Raw genomic sequence first — 13,452 nt, 5'->3', positions numbered from 1 at the left:
TTTAACGAAATTTATTAAAATCTTAATCTCATACTTTGAATTTTGCCTCTTAAAAAAATCATTAAAATTCCAAAGCTTAATAAAATAATAGAACTAATCGCAATAAAACGCGTATCGCTCAAAGAAATCACAAGCCCACAAATAGCAGTCCCAATGCTAAGACCTATATTTGCAACGCTTATAAAAAGCCCATTGGTAAAATCTTTGGCTTTAGGGAAAGGATGGCTTATTAAAAAATGAGTTCCATTATTCATCACTCCACCTAAAACGCCTAAAATAAAAGCTAGAAGCATCAAAATAGCATTTTTGGAATAAAAATTAAAAATCAACACATAAAACGCTATCATCAATAAAAGCGTAAAAATCAAATTTAAATTGACATTTTTTATAAGTAATTTTGGTGCAAGATTATTACCTATGATATTTGCAAAACCATAAAGGGCAAGTATAATGCTAATTATTTCAAAATCTATTTTTGCAATACTTAATAAAAAATCTGAAAAATAAGAATAAAATCCCCAAATTCCAGCATTAATACAAACAACACAAAGCACACTTATCCATAAAAGCGGATACCTTAAAATGAGTAATTGTTTGCCTATTTTAACTTTATTTTCTTTTTTTAAATTTGGTACTAAAAATAAAGTGGCGATAAAAGATAAAAAATTTAAAAACACAAACAATAGCATTGAAATTTCAAAGCCAAATTTTCCACCTAAATAGCTAGTCAGTGGCACTCCTAAAACCATACCCGCGCTCACAGCGGCAAAAATTTTGCCTACATTTTTTGGAATATCTTTTTTATCTAGGGCTAAATTTGCAGCCATACTTAAAGCTAAGGCTATATAAATAGGATGAAAAAATGCAGGAATAGCTCTAAAAATTAAAAGTTGCCAAAACTCACTCACAAAAGCACCAATTAAGGAGCTTAAAACAAATATTAAAAGACAAATAAGCATAAGTTTTTTAGGATTAAAATTCGCACAAAGTAGTGGAACAATAGGAGCACAAAAGGTAATTACTAATGCAAAAACACTCACACTCCACCCAGCATCTGAAATGCTTACGCTAAAATTTTGCGAAACAATAGGAATGATCCCCATCATACCAAGTTCTGTGCTTAAAATTCCAAATACGCCTAGACAAAGCACAAAAATAATTTTTTCGCTAGAAAAAGATTTTAATTTTTCTTGATATAAATTTTGCATTTTTTCCTCTCAACTAAAAAATTTTTGCAATTATAAAAGATGAGAGTAGCTCTAAGTCAAGAGTAAAAAATTACAAAATTAATATATAAAGATATATTGATATATTAATAAATTTATGTTATGCTCCCACAAAAAATATTTTTAAGGAAAAATAATGCAAGTATTTTTGGATACTTTTAAAGAATTTTTGTATTTATTTGTTGAACTTTCTGTGCTTTTTGTGGGGATTTCTTTTTTAATTTTCATTATCAATCAAAAATATGAAGGAATTTTTAAAAAGCAACTAGGTAGTGATAAAATTTCAAGCTATTTTAAAGCCATATTTTTAGGCGCTTTAACGCCTTTTTGTTCTTGTTCTACAATACCACTTTTAAAAGCGTTTTTAGAAGCTAGGGTAAAGCTTAGTGTGTGTTTGGCTTATCTTTTTACTTCACCACTCATTAATCCTATTATTTTTACTATGCTTTTTGTTACTTTTGGATTAAAACTTAGTTTGATTTATGTGGTTTTTTTAGTTGTTTTGATTTTTATCATTTCTTTTGTCTTTTCTAAATTTAAAGAAGAAAGTTTTTTAAAAATTACGAAAAATTCAAAACCAGCTATTTTTACTCAAAATATCAAAAATCCAAGCAATATTGTTTTTAAACCAAAAACTTGTTGCGCCAATGCCCAAAAAAGTGATAAGCAAAAAATAGATTTTAAAATGCTTTTCAAAGAAAGTTTAAAATCTTATAAAAAATTATTACCTTATATTACTATTGCAGTGCTTATAGGGGCTTTCATCCATGATTTTATACCGCAAGAAATTTTACAAAAATATTTAAGTGGTAATGAAATTTTAAGTATTATTTTGGCGGCATTTTTTGGAGTTTTGCTTTATTTAAGAGTAGAAACCATCATTCCCATAGGTTTGGTACTCTTGCAAATGGGAATTTCTCAAGGAGTGATTATGAGTTTTTTAATCGCGGGAGCGGGGTGTTCTTTGCCGGAGCTTATTTTACTCAAACAAATGTTTAAGATGAAATTTTTATTGTTATTTGTAGCTATTATTTTAAGCGTAGCCATATCTTTTGGAATTTTAATCAGTTTTATATAAAGGAGTTTTTATGCAAAAATTTTTAACCATTATTTCAGCGGTAAATGATGAAAGCAGAGTGCTTATTTTATATCATCTTTTAAAGCATAAAGAACTTTGCGTGTGCAATCTACAAGAACTTTTAAATATGGGTCAATCAAGACTTTCAAGGCATTTAAAAATTTTAAAAGATGCAGGATTTTTATATGTTAAACGCAAGGGAACTTGGGCTTATTATGGTATTAGCGATGAGCTTTTAAAACTTCATTTAGATCTTTTTGAAAATATTAAAAATTTAGATATTAAAAATGCTATTTTGGAAAAAATATGTAAGTATGAGGATAAAGAATGAAGATAGCATTTATCTGCGTACATAATAGTTGTCGCTCTCAAATGGCAGAAGCGCTAGCTAGATATAAAGCTAAAAATATGGGAATAGATATCGAAGTATTTTCCGCAGGAAGTGATATTTCTAAAGGTATTAATCCGCAAGCCATTAAACTCATGTATGAAATTTATCAAATTAATATGAAAAAACATTATCCAAAATTGATAAATTCTTTGCCAAAAGATTTAGATATAGTCGTAAGTATGGGGTGTGGCGTGGCTTGTCCAAATTTAAAATCAAGATATTATTTTGATTTTAAATTAAGCGATCCAAGCGGAAGCTGTGATAATGAATTTAAGAAAATAATTCAAATTTTAGATTCTAAACTAACAGCTCTTTTGTGGACTATTAAGACAAATTCTCTTAAAGGTTTTGCATGCTAGGTTTTATCGATAGATTTCTTACGCTTTGGATATTTTTAGCTATTTTTTCGGGACTTATTTTGGGTGTTATTTTTCCTGATATTGCTTTATTTTGGAATTTATTTGCATATAAAGAAATAAATGTATTGTTAAGCCTTTGTCTTATTTTGATGATGTATCCACCTTTGGCAAAAGTTGATTATACAAAGCTTTCAAAGGTGTTTGATTCTAAAAAGATTATTTTACTTTCTATGGTTTTAAATTGGCTTGTTGGACCTTTGCTTATGTTTATTTTAGCTTTTATTTTTTTAAAAGATGAGCCTTTGTATATGCAAGGAGTTGTTATCATAGGCTTAGCAAGATGCATTGCAATGGTGGTTGTGTGGAGTGATTTAGCAAAAGGCGATATGGAATACACTAGTGCTTTAGTGGCGATGAATAGTATTTTTCAAATTTTCTTTTTTTCTGCTTTGGCTTATGTTTATTTAGACTTTTTACCAAGCCTTTTTGATAAAAATTTAGCGACTAATTTAAATATTAATTTTTCTATGATTAGTGAAAATGTTTTGATTTATTTAGGAATTCCTTTTTTAATGGGCTTTATAACGAGATTTTTACTTTTAAAATACAAAAACAAACAATGGTATGAAAATACTTTTTTGCCAAAAATCAGTCCCATAACACTTATAACTTTGCTTTTAACCATCATCATTATGTGTTCTTTAAAAGGCGATAAAGTGTTTGAGTTGCCTTTGGAAGCTTTGAAAATCGCCTTTGTTTTGGTAATGTATTTTGTTATTATGTTTTTTATAACTTGGTTTATTTCTAAGAAAAATAAAATTCCTTATTCTAAAACTTGTTCTTTATGCTTTAGTGCAAGTGGGAATAATTTTGAATTAGCTATCATTGTTTGCATTGCTACTTTTGGACTCAATTCAGAGCAAGCTTTTGCAAGTATTATAGGGCCTTTAGTAGAAGTGCCTGTGCTTATTTTACTTGTGAAATGGGCTTTGATGAAGAAAGAAATTTCAAGATTTTAATTTATATAATATATTATTGTTAAATTATAGAATTATTTATTATTTATAAAAAAATAATAAATAATTTATTTTATAAATGATAAAATACTAAGTTTTAAATCATTTTTAGGAGAAATTATGCAGTGTTATTCTACGGCGTATTTTTTAAGATTATCTAAAATCATCATCTTGCTTACTGTGGCTTCTTTGGGTGGTATTGTCGTGTTTGGAAATGTGACAGATTATAATTCTAATTTCCAATTTGTTTCTCATGTCATGAGTATGGATACTAAACCTGATTATTTAGGTGAGGCTATCGTTTATAGAGCTATTACTTCGCCAATTATCCATCATATTGGCTATATAGGCATCATTTGTTTTGAGACTTTTATCACGCTGACTGCTTTAAAGGGTGCTTGGGATATGTTTAAGGCAAGAAAGCTTGATGCTAAAGTGTTTCATGAAGCTAAAAAATGGGGAATTGTAGCTTTAACTTGTTGTTGTATTCTTTGGTTTTTTGCTTTTCAAGTAGTGGCTGCTGAGTGGTTTGGAATGTGGATGAGCAAGACTTGGAATGGCTTACCAGATGCTACAAGATTAGTAACTTATATGTTTATAGCTTTAATTTATATTAGTTTAAAAAATGATGATTGATTTTATTTGCTAAAAGTATTTTATACTTTTAGCTTTTTAAGCTTTGCAAAATTTATCACAAGGTGTATAATCTTTACTTTGCGGATTAAAACCATCTATTTCATTTTTTAACATATCTTCATAAATTTTGATTTTTTTGCTTAAGACTTTTTCGCTTTCTTTTAGAGTTTTGATTTGAATTTGTAGTTCTTTTTTTGCCCTTTTTAGCATATCCTGTCTTTCTTTGGCGGTTTTTATGCCCAAAGGACAAAGCATTATATAGTGTTTTATTTGCTCACAACTCATGCCCGAAATTCTAAGCCATTCTATCCATTTTGCCCATTCTATATCGCTTTTTGCAAAATATTTAATTCCATTTTCATCTTTTTGGACAAAGGGAAACAAGCCTTTTTTAGCCCAAAATCTTAGCGTATGTGAGCTTATTTTTGTTTCTTTTTCTACATCTTTTATCGTATAGGCCATTTTTACTCCTTTTAAATTTGGTATTATAAAATATCAATAGTAATTTTCATTTAAATCTAAAAAAATTAATTTAACAAATTTAAGCATTAAAATTTTATTTTTTATCCTTTTTATAAGGAAAAAAAATAAATATTTTGCCAAATTCTCTTGACAATCAAAACACGAATTTACTATACTCTCATTTTTATTTTTAGTTAGTTTTAGCTAACAAGTTCTTTATAAAGGAAAAATTATGGAAAGAATTAGGCTTAAGCTTAAAGCTTATGACCATCGAGTACTAGATAGAACAGTTGCAGCAATTGTAGAAGCTGTCAAAAGAACAGGTGCGGATATCAGAGGTCCAGTGCCAATGCCTACTAAAATCAAACGCTATACAGTGTTAAAATCTCCACACATTAATAAAGATTCTCGTGAACAATTTGAGATGAGAATTCATGCGCGTATGCTTGATATTGTAGCGGCAACTCCAGACACAGTTGATTCTTTAACCAAGCTTGATTTAGCGCCAGAAGTAAGCGTTGAAGTAAGAGCAATGGGAAAATAAGGATAAAACATGGAATATATTGTAGAAAAAATTGGAATGAGTAGAACTATAAGCAATCCAAGTATCCCAGTGACTTTATTAAAACTCGTTGATACAAAAGTTTGTGAAGTGGTAAATGGTAAAGCTATTGTAGCCTATTCAAAAGGTAAAAATAAAAATAAATGTATTGTAGGTCAGCAAAAAAAATACAATCTTTCTGCAGAATTTAACAAATTTGCGACTTTAGAAGTAGCAAATAATGAAGCAGGTGATATTGATGTAAATCCTTTAAGTGAAGCAAAAATTCTAAAAGTAAGCTTTAATTCTAAAGGTAGAGGTTATAGCGGGGTTATGAAAAGACATAATTTTGCTGGTGGTCCTGCAAGTCATGGTTCAAGATTTCACAGACGCCATGGTTCTATTGGTAATAGAGAATGGCCAGGTCGCGTTCAACCAGGTATGAAAATGGCAGGACATTACGGAAATACAACTGTAACTGTAAAAAACGAAGTTGTATCTTATGATGCTGAAAATAAAATTTTAGTTGTAAAAGGTGCAGTGCCAGGATATAACGGTGCTATGGGTAGAATAAGGATTGCAAAATGAGTAAAGTAACGGTTTTAAATGATAAATTTGAAAAAACAAGCGAACTTGAACTTCCTGCAAGTTATGCAGAGGTAAATTCACACAATCTTTACCTTTATGTAAAATCTTATCTTGCAAGTCTTAGAGCAAATACAGCTCATACAAAAGGTAGAAGTGATGTAAGTGGTGGCGGTAAAAAGCCTTGGAGACAAAAAGGTCGTGGCGGCGCAAGAGCGGGATCAACCAGAACAAATGTTTGGGTTGGCGGTGCTGTGGCATTTGGACCTAAAAATAATCGTAATTATTTTCAAAAAGTAAATAAAAAGCAAAAAAGATTAGCGCTTGAAAGAGCTTTAATGGATAAAGCAAATAATAGTATGCTTTTTGCAGTTGAAAATTTAACGATTGAAAGTGGTAAAACAAAAGACGCAAACGCTGTAATTAAAAAGCTTGGTGTAAAAGATGCGTTAATTGTTAAAGATTTACTAGATGAAAAAACACTTCTAGCTTACAGAAATTTAGCAAATTGCTATGTGGTTGATATAAGTGAAGTTAATGCTTATTTAGTATCTGTATTTAATGCTGTGATTATTGAAAAATCAGCATTAGAATCTATTACAAAAGAGGGATAATTATGGCAGATATTACTGATATTAAAACAATACTTTATACAGAAAAAAGTTTGAATTTGCAAGAGCAAGGTGTCGTAGTTATTCAAACTTCACCAAAAATGACTAAAACAGGTTTAAAAGCGGTTTTAAAAGAATATTTTGGTGTAACTCCGCAAAGCATCAATTCCTTAAGAATGGATGGAAAAGTAAAACGCTTTAGGGGTCGTTTAGGTCAAAGAAATGACTATAAAAAATTCTATGTTAAGCTACCAGAAGGTGTTAGCTTAGAAAATACGGAGGCTTAAAATGGCAATTAAAACTTATAAACCATATACTCCAAGTAGAAGATATATCACAGGTTTAAGTTCTGAAGATATTACAGCAAAACCAAGTGTTCGTTCGCTACTTATTAAACTTCCAGCTCATGCGGGTCGCAATAGTTATGGAAGAATTACAAGTCGTCATAAAGAAGCAGGTGCTAAAAAACTTTATAGAATTATCGATTTTAAACGCCGCAAATTTGGCATTGAAGGTAAAGTAGAGGCGATTGAGTATGATCCATATAGAAATTGTAGAATTGCTTTGATTTCTTATAAAGATGGAGAAAAAAGATATATTCTTCAACCACGCGGACTTGGTGTTGGTGATATCGTTGCAGCAGCTGAAAGTGGACTTGATATTAAGCCGGGTAATGCAATGAAGCTTAAAAACATTCCAGTGGGAACTATAGTTCATAATGTTGAGTTAAAACCAGGTAAAGGCGGTCAAATGATCCGTTCAGCAGGTGCTTATGCACAACTTATGGGTAAAGAAGATAAATATGTTATCTTAAGACTTGCAAGTGGTGAAATGAGACAGGTTTTAGCCGAATGTATGGCAAGTATAGGTGAAGTTGGAAATGAAGAATGGGCAAATGTGACTATCGGTAAAGCAGGTAGAAATAGATATAGAGGAATTCGTCCACAAACTCGTGGTTCTGCCATGAACCCAGTAGATCACCCACACGGTGGTGGTGAAGGTAAGAAAAATTCAGGTCGTCACCCAGTAACTCCATGGGGCAAACCAACCAAAGGTGCGAAAACTCGCCGTAAAAAAGCTAGTGATAAACTAATAATTTCAAGAAGAAAAGGAAAGTAAGATGGCTAGATCACTAAAAAAAGGTCCTTTTGTTGATGATCATGTAATGAAAAAAGTCATCGCTGCTAAAAAGGCTAATGATAATAAACCTATTAAAACTTGGTCTCGTAGAAGCACTATCATTCCTGATATGATAGGTTTAACTTTCAATGTTCATAATGGCAAAAGTTTTATCCCAGTCTATGTGACTGAAAATCACATCGGTTACAAACTTGGTGAATTTGCTCCAACTCGCACATTTAAAGGGCACAAAGGCTCTGTGCAAAAGAAAATTGGTAAGTAAGGGATAAGATATGAGTAGAGCATTAATTAAATTCATAAGATTATCTCCAACTAAAGCGAGATTAATTGCAAGAGAAGTTCAAGGAATGAATGCAGAATTAGCGATGGCTAGTTTAAAATTTATGCCAAATAAAGGTGCTAAATACATTGCCAATGCAATTTCAAGTGCAGTAGCAAATGGCGGTTTTGAAGCAAATGAAGTAATCGTAAAAAGTTGCCGCGTAGATGCAGGTGCAGTGTTAAAAAGATTTAGACCGCGTGCTAGAGGAAGTGCAAGTCGTATTAGAAAACCAACTTCACATATTTTGGTAGAAGTAAGCAAAGTAGAAGCAAAAGCAGATAAAAAAACTTCAGCTAAAGCGACAAGCACCAAAAAAGCAACAGCAAAAAAGGAAAACTAAATGGGACAAAAAGTAAATCCAATCGGTCTAAGACTAGGAATTAATAGAAATTGGGAATCAAGATGGTTTCCAACTAAAGCAAATTTAGTAGAAAATATTGGTGAAGATTATAAAATCAGAGCTTTCTTAAAAAGAAAACTTTACTATGCAGGAATCAGTCAAATTTTGGTTGAAAGAACAGCAAAAAAACTTCGTGTAACCGTTGTTGCTGCAAGACCAGGAATTATCATTGGTAAAAAAGGTAGTGATGTTGATATTTTAAGAAAAGAATTGCAAGATTTAATCGGCAAAGATGTAAATATCAATATTAAAGAAGAAAGAAAAGCAGGTGCTTCAGCTCAACTTGCTGCTGAAAGCGTTGCGACTCAACTTGAAAAAAGAATTGCTTTTAGAAGAGCGATGAAAAAAGTAATTCAAGGAGCACAAAAAGCAGGTGCTAAGGGTATTAAAGTTTCAGTTTCTGGTCGTTTAGGTGGTGCTGAAATGGCTAGAACTGAATGGTATCTTGAAGGTCGTGTACCACTTCATACTTTAAGAGCAAGAATTGATTATGGTTTTGCGGAAGCTAGAACTACTTATGGAAACATCGGTGTGAAAGTTTGGATCTTTAAAGGTGAAGTTTTACAAAAAGGTGTTCAACCTGAAAAAACAGAAGAAGCGGCTCCTGCTAAAAAACCAAGACGCACAAGAAGGAGTAAATAATCATGTTAATGCCAAAAAGAACAAAATATCGTAAGATGATGAAAGGGCGTAACAGAGGTTATGCTAATCGTGGAACTGAATTTACATTTGGTGATTATGCGTTAAAAGCAACTGAAGCAGGACGCATCAATTCACGCCAAATTGAAGCAGCTCGTATTGCTTTAACTCGTTTTGTTAAAAGACAAGGTAAAACTTGGATTAGAGTTTTCCCTGATAAGCCTTTAACCAAAAAGCCTTTAGAAACTCGTATGGGTAAAGGTAAAGGTGGAGTTGAAGAATGGGTAATGAATATTAAACCAGGTCGTATTATTTATGAAATGGCAGGTGTAAGCGAAGAAATGGCAAGAGAAGCTTTGACTTTAGCAATGCATAAATTACCATTTAAAACTAAGTTTGTTACAAGAGAGAGCCAAAATGAAATATACTGAGATTAAAGATAAAACAGCAGCTGAGCTTGCAACAATGTTAAAAGAAAAAAAGGTGCTTTTGTTTACTTTAAAACAAAAGCTAAAAACTATGCAACTAACTAATCCAAAAGAGATTAGTCAAGCAAAAAAAGACATTGCTAGAATCAATACAGCAATTAACGCTTTAAAATAAGGATCAAAAATGACATTTAAAAGAGAAATTCAGGGCGTTATTGTTCAAAAATCAGGTGATAAAACTGTAAGCGTATTAGTAGAAAGAAAAGTGGTTCATCCAAGATACAGAAAAATCGTAAAACGCTTTAAAAAATATCTAATCCATGATGAAAGAAATGAAGCTAAAGTGGGTGATGTGATCGTTGCGATAGAATGCAGACCACTTTCTAAAAGAAAATCATTTCGCTTAAAATCTGTATTAGCGACAGGAGTTGAGTAATGGTTCAAAGTTTTACAAGACTTGCAGTAGCTGATAACAGCGGTGCAAAAGAATTAATGTGTATTAAGGTTTTAGGAGGTAGCAAAAGAAGATATGCTACTGTAGGTGATGTAATTGTTGCATCTGTAAAAAAAGCTTTACCTAACGGTAAGGTTAAAAAAGGTCAAGTAGTAAAAGCAGTTATTGTTAGAACTAAAAAAGAAATTCATAGAGATAATGGTTCTTTGATTCGTTTTGATGAGAATGCCGCGGTTATTCTTGATGCTAAAAGAGAACCTATCGGAACTCGTATCTTTGGACCAGTGGGCAGAGAAGTTAGATATGGTGGCTTTATGAAAATCGTTTCACTAGCACCGGAGGTATTATAATGGCGGTTAAATTGAAAATTAAAAAAGGTGATAGCGTTAAGATTATCACCGGTGATGACAAAGGTAAAACAGGTAAGGTTTTAGCTGTATATCCAAAAACTCTTAAAGTAGTAGTTGAAGGATGTAAAATTGCTAAAAAAGCAGTTAAGCCTAGTGATAAAAACCCAAATGGTGGTTTTATAAATAAAGAAATGCCGATGGATATTTCCAATGTGGCAAAAGTTCAGGAGTAAGCAATGAGATTAAAAGAAAAATATGATTCACAAATCAAAGCTGCTTTGGTTAAAGAATTTGATATTAAAAATCCTATGCTTGTTCCTGCACTTGAAAAAGTGGTTATTAGCGTAGGTGCAGGTGAGCTTGCAAAAGATCAAAAAGTATTACAAAATGTTGCTGATACTATTTCTTTAATAGCAGGACAAAAAGCAGTGATTACTAAAGCTAAAAAATCTGTTGCGGGATTTAAGGTTCGTGAAGGTTTTCCTGTAGGAGTAATGGTAACTTTAAGAAAAGAAAATATGTTTGCTTTTCTTGATAAACTCATTACCATAGCTCTTCCTCGTGTGAAAGATTTTAGAGGTTTAAGTAGAGATGGTTTTGATGGACGCGGAAATTATAATTTCGGACTTGATGAGCAATTAATGTTCCCAGAAGTAGAATACGATAAAATTTTACGCACTCATGGTATGAATATTTCTATTGTTACAACAGCACAAAATGATAAAGAGGCACAAAAGTTATTAGAACTTATCGGTGTGCCATTTACAAAAGGAAAATAAGATGGCTAAAAAATCAATGATTGCAAAAGCAGCGCGTAAACCTAAATTTAGCGTGAGGGGATATACTAGATGCCAAATTTGTGGGCGTCCACATTCAGTTTATAGAGATTTTGGAATTTGCAGAGTTTGTTTAAGAAAAATGGCAAATGAAGGCTTAATTCCAGGTCTTAAGAAAGCAAGTTGGTAAGGATGAATAATGATAAATGATATAATTTCAGATTCACTCACAAGAATTCGTAATGCGGGAATGAGAAGACTTGAAACCACCAAGCTTTTACATTCTAAAGTTGTAGAAGCTTTAGTTGGAATTTTTCAAACTAAAGGTTATATTGAAAGTTTTGATGTAATTGAAGAAGACAAGAAAAAATTCATCAATGTTGTTTTAAAATACGATGAAAGAGGTAATAGTGTAATTAATGAAATTAAAAGAGTTTCTAAGCCTGGTCGTCGCGTTTATAAAGGAAAAGATGAAATTAAGCGTTTTAAAAATGGTTATGGTACTATCGTAGTTAGCACATCTCGTGGTGTTTTAGCAAACGATGAAGCTTATAAAGCTGGAGTTGGTGGCGAAATTTTATGCACCATTTGGTAAAAATCTGCTTTTTATGGCATTGGGTATCCATTCTTGAAAAAAGTAGAAATATCCTAGACAAATAAAAAGGAAAAATATGTCTCGTATAGGTAAACAACCAATTGCTATCCCAAATGGGGTAGAAGTAAAGTTAGAAGGAAATTTGCTGAAATTTAAAAAAGGTAATTTAGCAAAAGAACTTGATATTAAAGCGAATGTAAATGTTGAGATTAAAGATAACAATATTATCTTTGCTCCTAAAGGTGAAGATCGTCAAAGTAGAGCTTATTGGGGAACTTATAGAGCTTTAGCTTATAATATAGTTGTAGGTTTAACTCAAGGTTTTTCAAAAACTCTTGAAATTAATGGAGTGGGCTACAAGGCTGCTTTAAAAGGTAAAGTTTTAGAATTAAGTCTTGGTTTTTCACATCCTATTAACTACGATATTCCAGAAGGTATAGAAATTTCTGTAGATAAGAATACTATTGTTGTAAAAGGAAGCGATAAACAAGTTGTAGGTCAAGTAGCTGCTCAAATTCGTGAATTTAGACCACCTGAACCATATAAAGGAAAAGGTGTTAAATATGCCGATGAACGCATTATCCGTAAAGCCGGTAAAACATCTAAGAAATAAGGGTTAAATATGAGAGCGAATATATTAAAAAGAAAAATTAATTTAAGAATTAAAAGAAAAAAAAGAATCAGAGCAAAAATTTCAGGTTGTGAAACTTTGCCAAGAATTTCTGTATTTAAATCAAATAGAACCCTTTATATTCAAGCAATTGATGATATCAAAGCTGTAACTTTAGTAGCAGCAGATGGTCGTAAATTAGGTATTAAGGCAAATAAAGAAGGTGCTAAAAAAATTGCAGCTGAATTTGCAAAATCTTTAAAAGCTAAAAAAATCGAACAAGCTATTTTTGATAGAAATGGTTATGTATATCATGGCGTAATTGCAGCATTAGCTGAATCTTTAAGAGAAAATGGCATTAAGCTATAAAACCCGGAGGAGAATCGATGGAAAAATATAATAAAGAAGAATTTGAAGAAGTAATCGTCGATATTGGCAGGGTTACTAAAGTTGTAAAAGGTGGTAGAAGATTTAGATTTACTGCCTTGGTTATTGTTGGAAACCGCAAAGGTTTGGTTGGTGTTGGTTATGGCAAAGCTAAGGAAGTTCCAGATGCTATTCGTAAGGCAGTTGATGATGCATTTAAAAATATCGTTGAAGTCAAAACCAAAGGTTCGACTATTGCTCATGATGTAGAAGTAAAATACAATGCAAGTAGAATTTTACTTAAACCAGCTAGCGAAGGTACTGGTGTTATTGCGGGTGGTTCTACTCGTCCTATTGTAGAACTTGCAGGTATTAAAGATATCTTGACTAAGTCTTTAGGATCAAATAACTCCGCTAATGTGGTTCGTGCTACAATTAAAGCTTTAACAATGTTAAAAGGATAAAAA

Annotated in this window: 26 protein-coding genes; 24 read left to right on the top strand and 2 right to left on the bottom strand. The window is 31.7% G+C overall.

All coding sequences use genetic code 11. The annotated features are described in order from the left end of the window. Nucleotides 1-14: 14 nt before the first annotated feature. Entirely contained in the window at nt 15-1,208 is a 1,194-nt protein-coding gene (locus AAH949_RS08765; RefSeq protein ID WP_348518523.1) for an MFS transporter, read from the bottom strand. Between the two features lie 154 nt (nt 1,209-1,362). Here AAH949_RS08765 and AAH949_RS08760 point away from each other — a divergent pair, with 154 nt between their 5' ends. The 5 genes from AAH949_RS08760 (at nt 1,363) to AAH949_RS08740 (ending at nt 4,706) form a co-directional block, all read left to right on the top strand. Further along, the gene (locus AAH949_RS08760) at nt 1,363-2,304 is read left to right on the top strand and encodes a permease (protein WP_134238816.1); all 942 of its coding nucleotides are present in this window, start codon (nt 1,363-1,365) and stop codon (nt 2,302-2,304) included. 10 nt (nt 2,305-2,314) lie between these two features. Beyond that, nucleotides 2,315-2,635, top strand: a complete 321-nt coding sequence (locus AAH949_RS08755; protein ID WP_134238817.1) for a metalloregulator ArsR/SmtB family transcription factor — start codon at nt 2,315-2,317, stop codon at nt 2,633-2,635. Then, the gene (locus tag AAH949_RS08750) at nt 2,632-3,054 is read left to right on the top strand and encodes an arsenate reductase ArsC (protein WP_134238818.1); all 423 of its coding nucleotides are present in this window, start codon (nt 2,632-2,634) and stop codon (nt 3,052-3,054) included. Before AAH949_RS08755 ends, AAH949_RS08750 begins: the two co-directional genes overlap by 4 nt. Then, nucleotides 3,048-4,073 carry an ACR3 family arsenite efflux transporter gene (gene arsB / locus AAH949_RS08745; RefSeq protein ID WP_134238819.1) on the top strand — a complete coding sequence of 342 codons (1,026 nt, stop codon included), beginning with the start codon at nt 3,048-3,050 and terminating at the stop codon, nt 4,071-4,073. The genes AAH949_RS08750 and arsB overlap by 7 nt, the downstream gene beginning before the upstream one ends. Before the next feature lie 117 nt (nt 4,074-4,190). Beyond that, on the top strand, nt 4,191-4,706 hold the full coding sequence (locus AAH949_RS08740) for a DUF2165 family protein (RefSeq protein WP_134238820.1): 516 nt from the start codon (nt 4,191-4,193) through the stop codon (nt 4,704-4,706). A 36-nt stretch (nt 4,707-4,742) separates the two neighbouring features. On the opposite strand, the gene AAH949_RS08735 is transcribed toward AAH949_RS08740, so the two are convergent. Further along, nucleotides 4,743-5,168, bottom strand: coding sequence for a MerR family transcriptional regulator (locus tag AAH949_RS08735; protein WP_134238821.1), 426 nt, complete (start codon nt 5,166-5,168; stop codon nt 4,743-4,745). Nucleotides 5,169-5,400: 232 nt separating this feature from the next. Between AAH949_RS08735 and rpsJ the strand changes: the two genes are divergently transcribed. From rpsJ to rpsE, 19 genes are all read left to right on the top strand, one after another. Next, entirely contained in the window at nt 5,401-5,712 is a 312-nt protein-coding gene (gene rpsJ, locus AAH949_RS08730) for a 30S ribosomal protein S10 (protein ID WP_134238822.1), read from the top strand. 9 nt (nt 5,713-5,721) lie between these two features. After that, a complete protein-coding gene (rplC, locus tag AAH949_RS08725; RefSeq protein ID WP_134238823.1) occupies nt 5,722-6,297 on the top strand; it encodes a 50S ribosomal protein L3 in 576 nt (191 codons plus the stop codon). Next, on the top strand, nt 6,294-6,908 hold the full coding sequence (rplD, locus tag AAH949_RS08720; protein ID WP_134238824.1) for a 50S ribosomal protein L4: 615 nt from the start codon (nt 6,294-6,296) through the stop codon (nt 6,906-6,908). Before rplC ends, rplD begins: the two co-directional genes overlap by 4 nt. A 2-nt stretch (nt 6,909-6,910) precedes the next feature. Beyond that, entirely contained in the window at nt 6,911-7,192 is a 282-nt protein-coding gene (locus tag AAH949_RS08715) for a 50S ribosomal protein L23 (RefSeq protein ID WP_087725871.1), read from the top strand. A 1-nt stretch (nt 7,193) separates the two neighbouring features. Further along, complete coding sequence (rplB, locus tag AAH949_RS08710; RefSeq protein ID WP_134238825.1) at nt 7,194-8,024, top strand: 50S ribosomal protein L2; 831 nt, start codon at nt 7,194-7,196, stop codon at nt 8,022-8,024. 1 nt (nt 8,025) lies between these two features. After that, nucleotides 8,026-8,307 carry a 30S ribosomal protein S19 gene (rpsS, locus tag AAH949_RS08705; protein WP_337201057.1) on the top strand — a complete coding sequence of 94 codons (282 nt, stop codon included), beginning with the start codon at nt 8,026-8,028 and terminating at the stop codon, nt 8,305-8,307. 10 nt (nt 8,308-8,317) lie between these two features. Beyond that, nucleotides 8,318-8,707, top strand: coding sequence for a 50S ribosomal protein L22 (rplV, locus tag AAH949_RS08700; protein ID WP_134238826.1), 390 nt, complete (start codon nt 8,318-8,320; stop codon nt 8,705-8,707). Further along, complete coding sequence (gene rpsC / locus AAH949_RS08695) at nt 8,708-9,409, top strand: 30S ribosomal protein S3 (RefSeq protein WP_134238827.1); 702 nt, start codon at nt 8,708-8,710, stop codon at nt 9,407-9,409. 2 nt (nt 9,410-9,411) lie between these two features. Further along, nucleotides 9,412-9,837 carry a 50S ribosomal protein L16 gene (gene rplP, locus AAH949_RS08690; protein WP_134238828.1) on the top strand — a complete coding sequence of 142 codons (426 nt, stop codon included), beginning with the start codon at nt 9,412-9,414 and terminating at the stop codon, nt 9,835-9,837. Then, nucleotides 9,824-10,009 carry a 50S ribosomal protein L29 gene (gene rpmC / locus AAH949_RS08685; RefSeq protein WP_134238829.1) on the top strand — a complete coding sequence of 62 codons (186 nt, stop codon included), beginning with the start codon at nt 9,824-9,826 and terminating at the stop codon, nt 10,007-10,009. The genes rplP and rpmC overlap by 14 nt, the downstream gene beginning before the upstream one ends. A 9-nt stretch (nt 10,010-10,018) precedes the next feature. Further along, nucleotides 10,019-10,270, top strand: a complete 252-nt coding sequence (gene rpsQ / locus AAH949_RS08680) for a 30S ribosomal protein S17 (RefSeq protein ID WP_134238830.1) — start codon at nt 10,019-10,021, stop codon at nt 10,268-10,270. Further along, nucleotides 10,270-10,638, top strand: coding sequence for a 50S ribosomal protein L14 (gene rplN / locus AAH949_RS08675; RefSeq protein ID WP_134238831.1), 369 nt, complete (start codon nt 10,270-10,272; stop codon nt 10,636-10,638). Before rpsQ ends, rplN begins: the two co-directional genes overlap by 1 nt. Then, nucleotides 10,638-10,871 carry a 50S ribosomal protein L24 gene (gene rplX / locus AAH949_RS08670; RefSeq protein ID WP_134238832.1) on the top strand — a complete coding sequence of 78 codons (234 nt, stop codon included), beginning with the start codon at nt 10,638-10,640 and terminating at the stop codon, nt 10,869-10,871. Before rplN ends, rplX begins: the two co-directional genes overlap by 1 nt. A 3-nt stretch (nt 10,872-10,874) precedes the next feature. Next, nucleotides 10,875-11,417 (top strand): 50S ribosomal protein L5, encoded by a 543-nt coding sequence (rplE, locus tag AAH949_RS08665; protein ID WP_134238833.1) that lies wholly within the window; start codon nt 10,875-10,877, stop codon nt 11,415-11,417. Nucleotide 11,418: 1 nt separating this feature from the next. Beyond that, a complete protein-coding gene (locus AAH949_RS08660) occupies nt 11,419-11,604 on the top strand; it encodes a type Z 30S ribosomal protein S14 (protein ID WP_012660824.1) in 186 nt (61 codons plus the stop codon). A gap of 9 nt (nt 11,605-11,613) precedes the next feature. Beyond that, on the top strand, nt 11,614-12,009 hold the full coding sequence (gene rpsH, locus AAH949_RS08655; RefSeq protein ID WP_134238834.1) for a 30S ribosomal protein S8: 396 nt from the start codon (nt 11,614-11,616) through the stop codon (nt 12,007-12,009). A gap of 76 nt (nt 12,010-12,085) precedes the next feature. After that, on the top strand, nt 12,086-12,622 hold the full coding sequence (rplF, locus tag AAH949_RS08650) for a 50S ribosomal protein L6 (protein ID WP_134238835.1): 537 nt from the start codon (nt 12,086-12,088) through the stop codon (nt 12,620-12,622). Between the two features lie 9 nt (nt 12,623-12,631). Beyond that, nucleotides 12,632-12,988, top strand: a complete 357-nt coding sequence (rplR, locus tag AAH949_RS08645; RefSeq protein WP_134238836.1) for a 50S ribosomal protein L18 — start codon at nt 12,632-12,634, stop codon at nt 12,986-12,988. Between the two features lie 17 nt (nt 12,989-13,005). After that, the gene (rpsE, locus tag AAH949_RS08640) at nt 13,006-13,449 is read left to right on the top strand and encodes a 30S ribosomal protein S5 (protein WP_134238837.1); all 444 of its coding nucleotides are present in this window, start codon (nt 13,006-13,008) and stop codon (nt 13,447-13,449) included. Nucleotides 13,450-13,452: the final 3 nt, after the last annotated feature.

It is taken from the genome of Campylobacter sp. CCS1377 (genome assembly GCF_040008265.1).
In the GTDB taxonomy this organism is placed as follows: domain Bacteria; phylum Campylobacterota; class Campylobacteria; order Campylobacterales; family Campylobacteraceae; genus Campylobacter_D.
The sequence above is the reverse complement of the archived record's forward strand: the minus strand, read 5'-3'. Positions and strand labels throughout refer to the sequence as shown.

Bases quoted from the DNA above. Each gene is read 5' to 3' on its own strand.
- AAH949_RS08765 (WP_348518523.1), bottom strand. From the start codon at position 1,208: ATGCAAAATTTATATCAAGAAAAATTAAAATCTTTTTCTAGCGAAAAA.
- AAH949_RS08760 (WP_134238816.1), top strand. From the start codon at position 1,363: ATGCAAGTATTTTTGGATACTTTTAAAGAATTTTTGTATTTATTTGTT.
- AAH949_RS08755 (WP_134238817.1), top strand. From the start codon at position 2,315: ATGCAAAAATTTTTAACCATTATTTCAGCGGTAAATGATGAAAGCAGA.
- AAH949_RS08750 (WP_134238818.1), top strand. From the start codon at position 2,632: ATGAAGATAGCATTTATCTGCGTACATAATAGTTGTCGCTCTCAAATG.
- arsB (WP_134238819.1), top strand. From the start codon at position 3,048: ATGCTAGGTTTTATCGATAGATTTCTTACGCTTTGGATATTTTTAGCT.
- AAH949_RS08740 (WP_134238820.1), top strand. From the start codon at position 4,191: ATGCAGTGTTATTCTACGGCGTATTTTTTAAGATTATCTAAAATCATC.
- AAH949_RS08735 (WP_134238821.1), bottom strand. From the start codon at position 5,168: ATGGCCTATACGATAAAAGATGTAGAAAAAGAAACAAAAATAAGCTCA.
- rpsJ (WP_134238822.1), top strand. From the start codon at position 5,401: ATGGAAAGAATTAGGCTTAAGCTTAAAGCTTATGACCATCGAGTACTA.
- rplC (WP_134238823.1), top strand. From the start codon at position 5,722: ATGGAATATATTGTAGAAAAAATTGGAATGAGTAGAACTATAAGCAAT.
- rplD (WP_134238824.1), top strand. From the start codon at position 6,294: ATGAGTAAAGTAACGGTTTTAAATGATAAATTTGAAAAAACAAGCGAA.
- AAH949_RS08715 (WP_087725871.1), top strand. From the start codon at position 6,911: ATGGCAGATATTACTGATATTAAAACAATACTTTATACAGAAAAAAGT.
- rplB (WP_134238825.1), top strand. From the start codon at position 7,194: ATGGCAATTAAAACTTATAAACCATATACTCCAAGTAGAAGATATATC.
- rpsS (WP_337201057.1), top strand. From the start codon at position 8,026: ATGGCTAGATCACTAAAAAAAGGTCCTTTTGTTGATGATCATGTAATG.
- rplV (WP_134238826.1), top strand. From the start codon at position 8,318: ATGAGTAGAGCATTAATTAAATTCATAAGATTATCTCCAACTAAAGCG.
- rpsC (WP_134238827.1), top strand. From the start codon at position 8,708: ATGGGACAAAAAGTAAATCCAATCGGTCTAAGACTAGGAATTAATAGA.
- rplP (WP_134238828.1), top strand. From the start codon at position 9,412: ATGTTAATGCCAAAAAGAACAAAATATCGTAAGATGATGAAAGGGCGT.
- rpmC (WP_134238829.1), top strand. From the start codon at position 9,824: ATGAAATATACTGAGATTAAAGATAAAACAGCAGCTGAGCTTGCAACA.
- rpsQ (WP_134238830.1), top strand. From the start codon at position 10,019: ATGACATTTAAAAGAGAAATTCAGGGCGTTATTGTTCAAAAATCAGGT.
- rplN (WP_134238831.1), top strand. From the start codon at position 10,270: ATGGTTCAAAGTTTTACAAGACTTGCAGTAGCTGATAACAGCGGTGCA.
- rplX (WP_134238832.1), top strand. From the start codon at position 10,638: ATGGCGGTTAAATTGAAAATTAAAAAAGGTGATAGCGTTAAGATTATC.
- rplE (WP_134238833.1), top strand. From the start codon at position 10,875: ATGAGATTAAAAGAAAAATATGATTCACAAATCAAAGCTGCTTTGGTT.
- AAH949_RS08660 (WP_012660824.1), top strand. From the start codon at position 11,419: ATGGCTAAAAAATCAATGATTGCAAAAGCAGCGCGTAAACCTAAATTT.
- rpsH (WP_134238834.1), top strand. From the start codon at position 11,614: ATGATAAATGATATAATTTCAGATTCACTCACAAGAATTCGTAATGCG.
- rplF (WP_134238835.1), top strand. From the start codon at position 12,086: ATGTCTCGTATAGGTAAACAACCAATTGCTATCCCAAATGGGGTAGAA.
- rplR (WP_134238836.1), top strand. From the start codon at position 12,632: ATGAGAGCGAATATATTAAAAAGAAAAATTAATTTAAGAATTAAAAGA.
- rpsE (WP_134238837.1), top strand. From the start codon at position 13,006: ATGGAAAAATATAATAAAGAAGAATTTGAAGAAGTAATCGTCGATATT.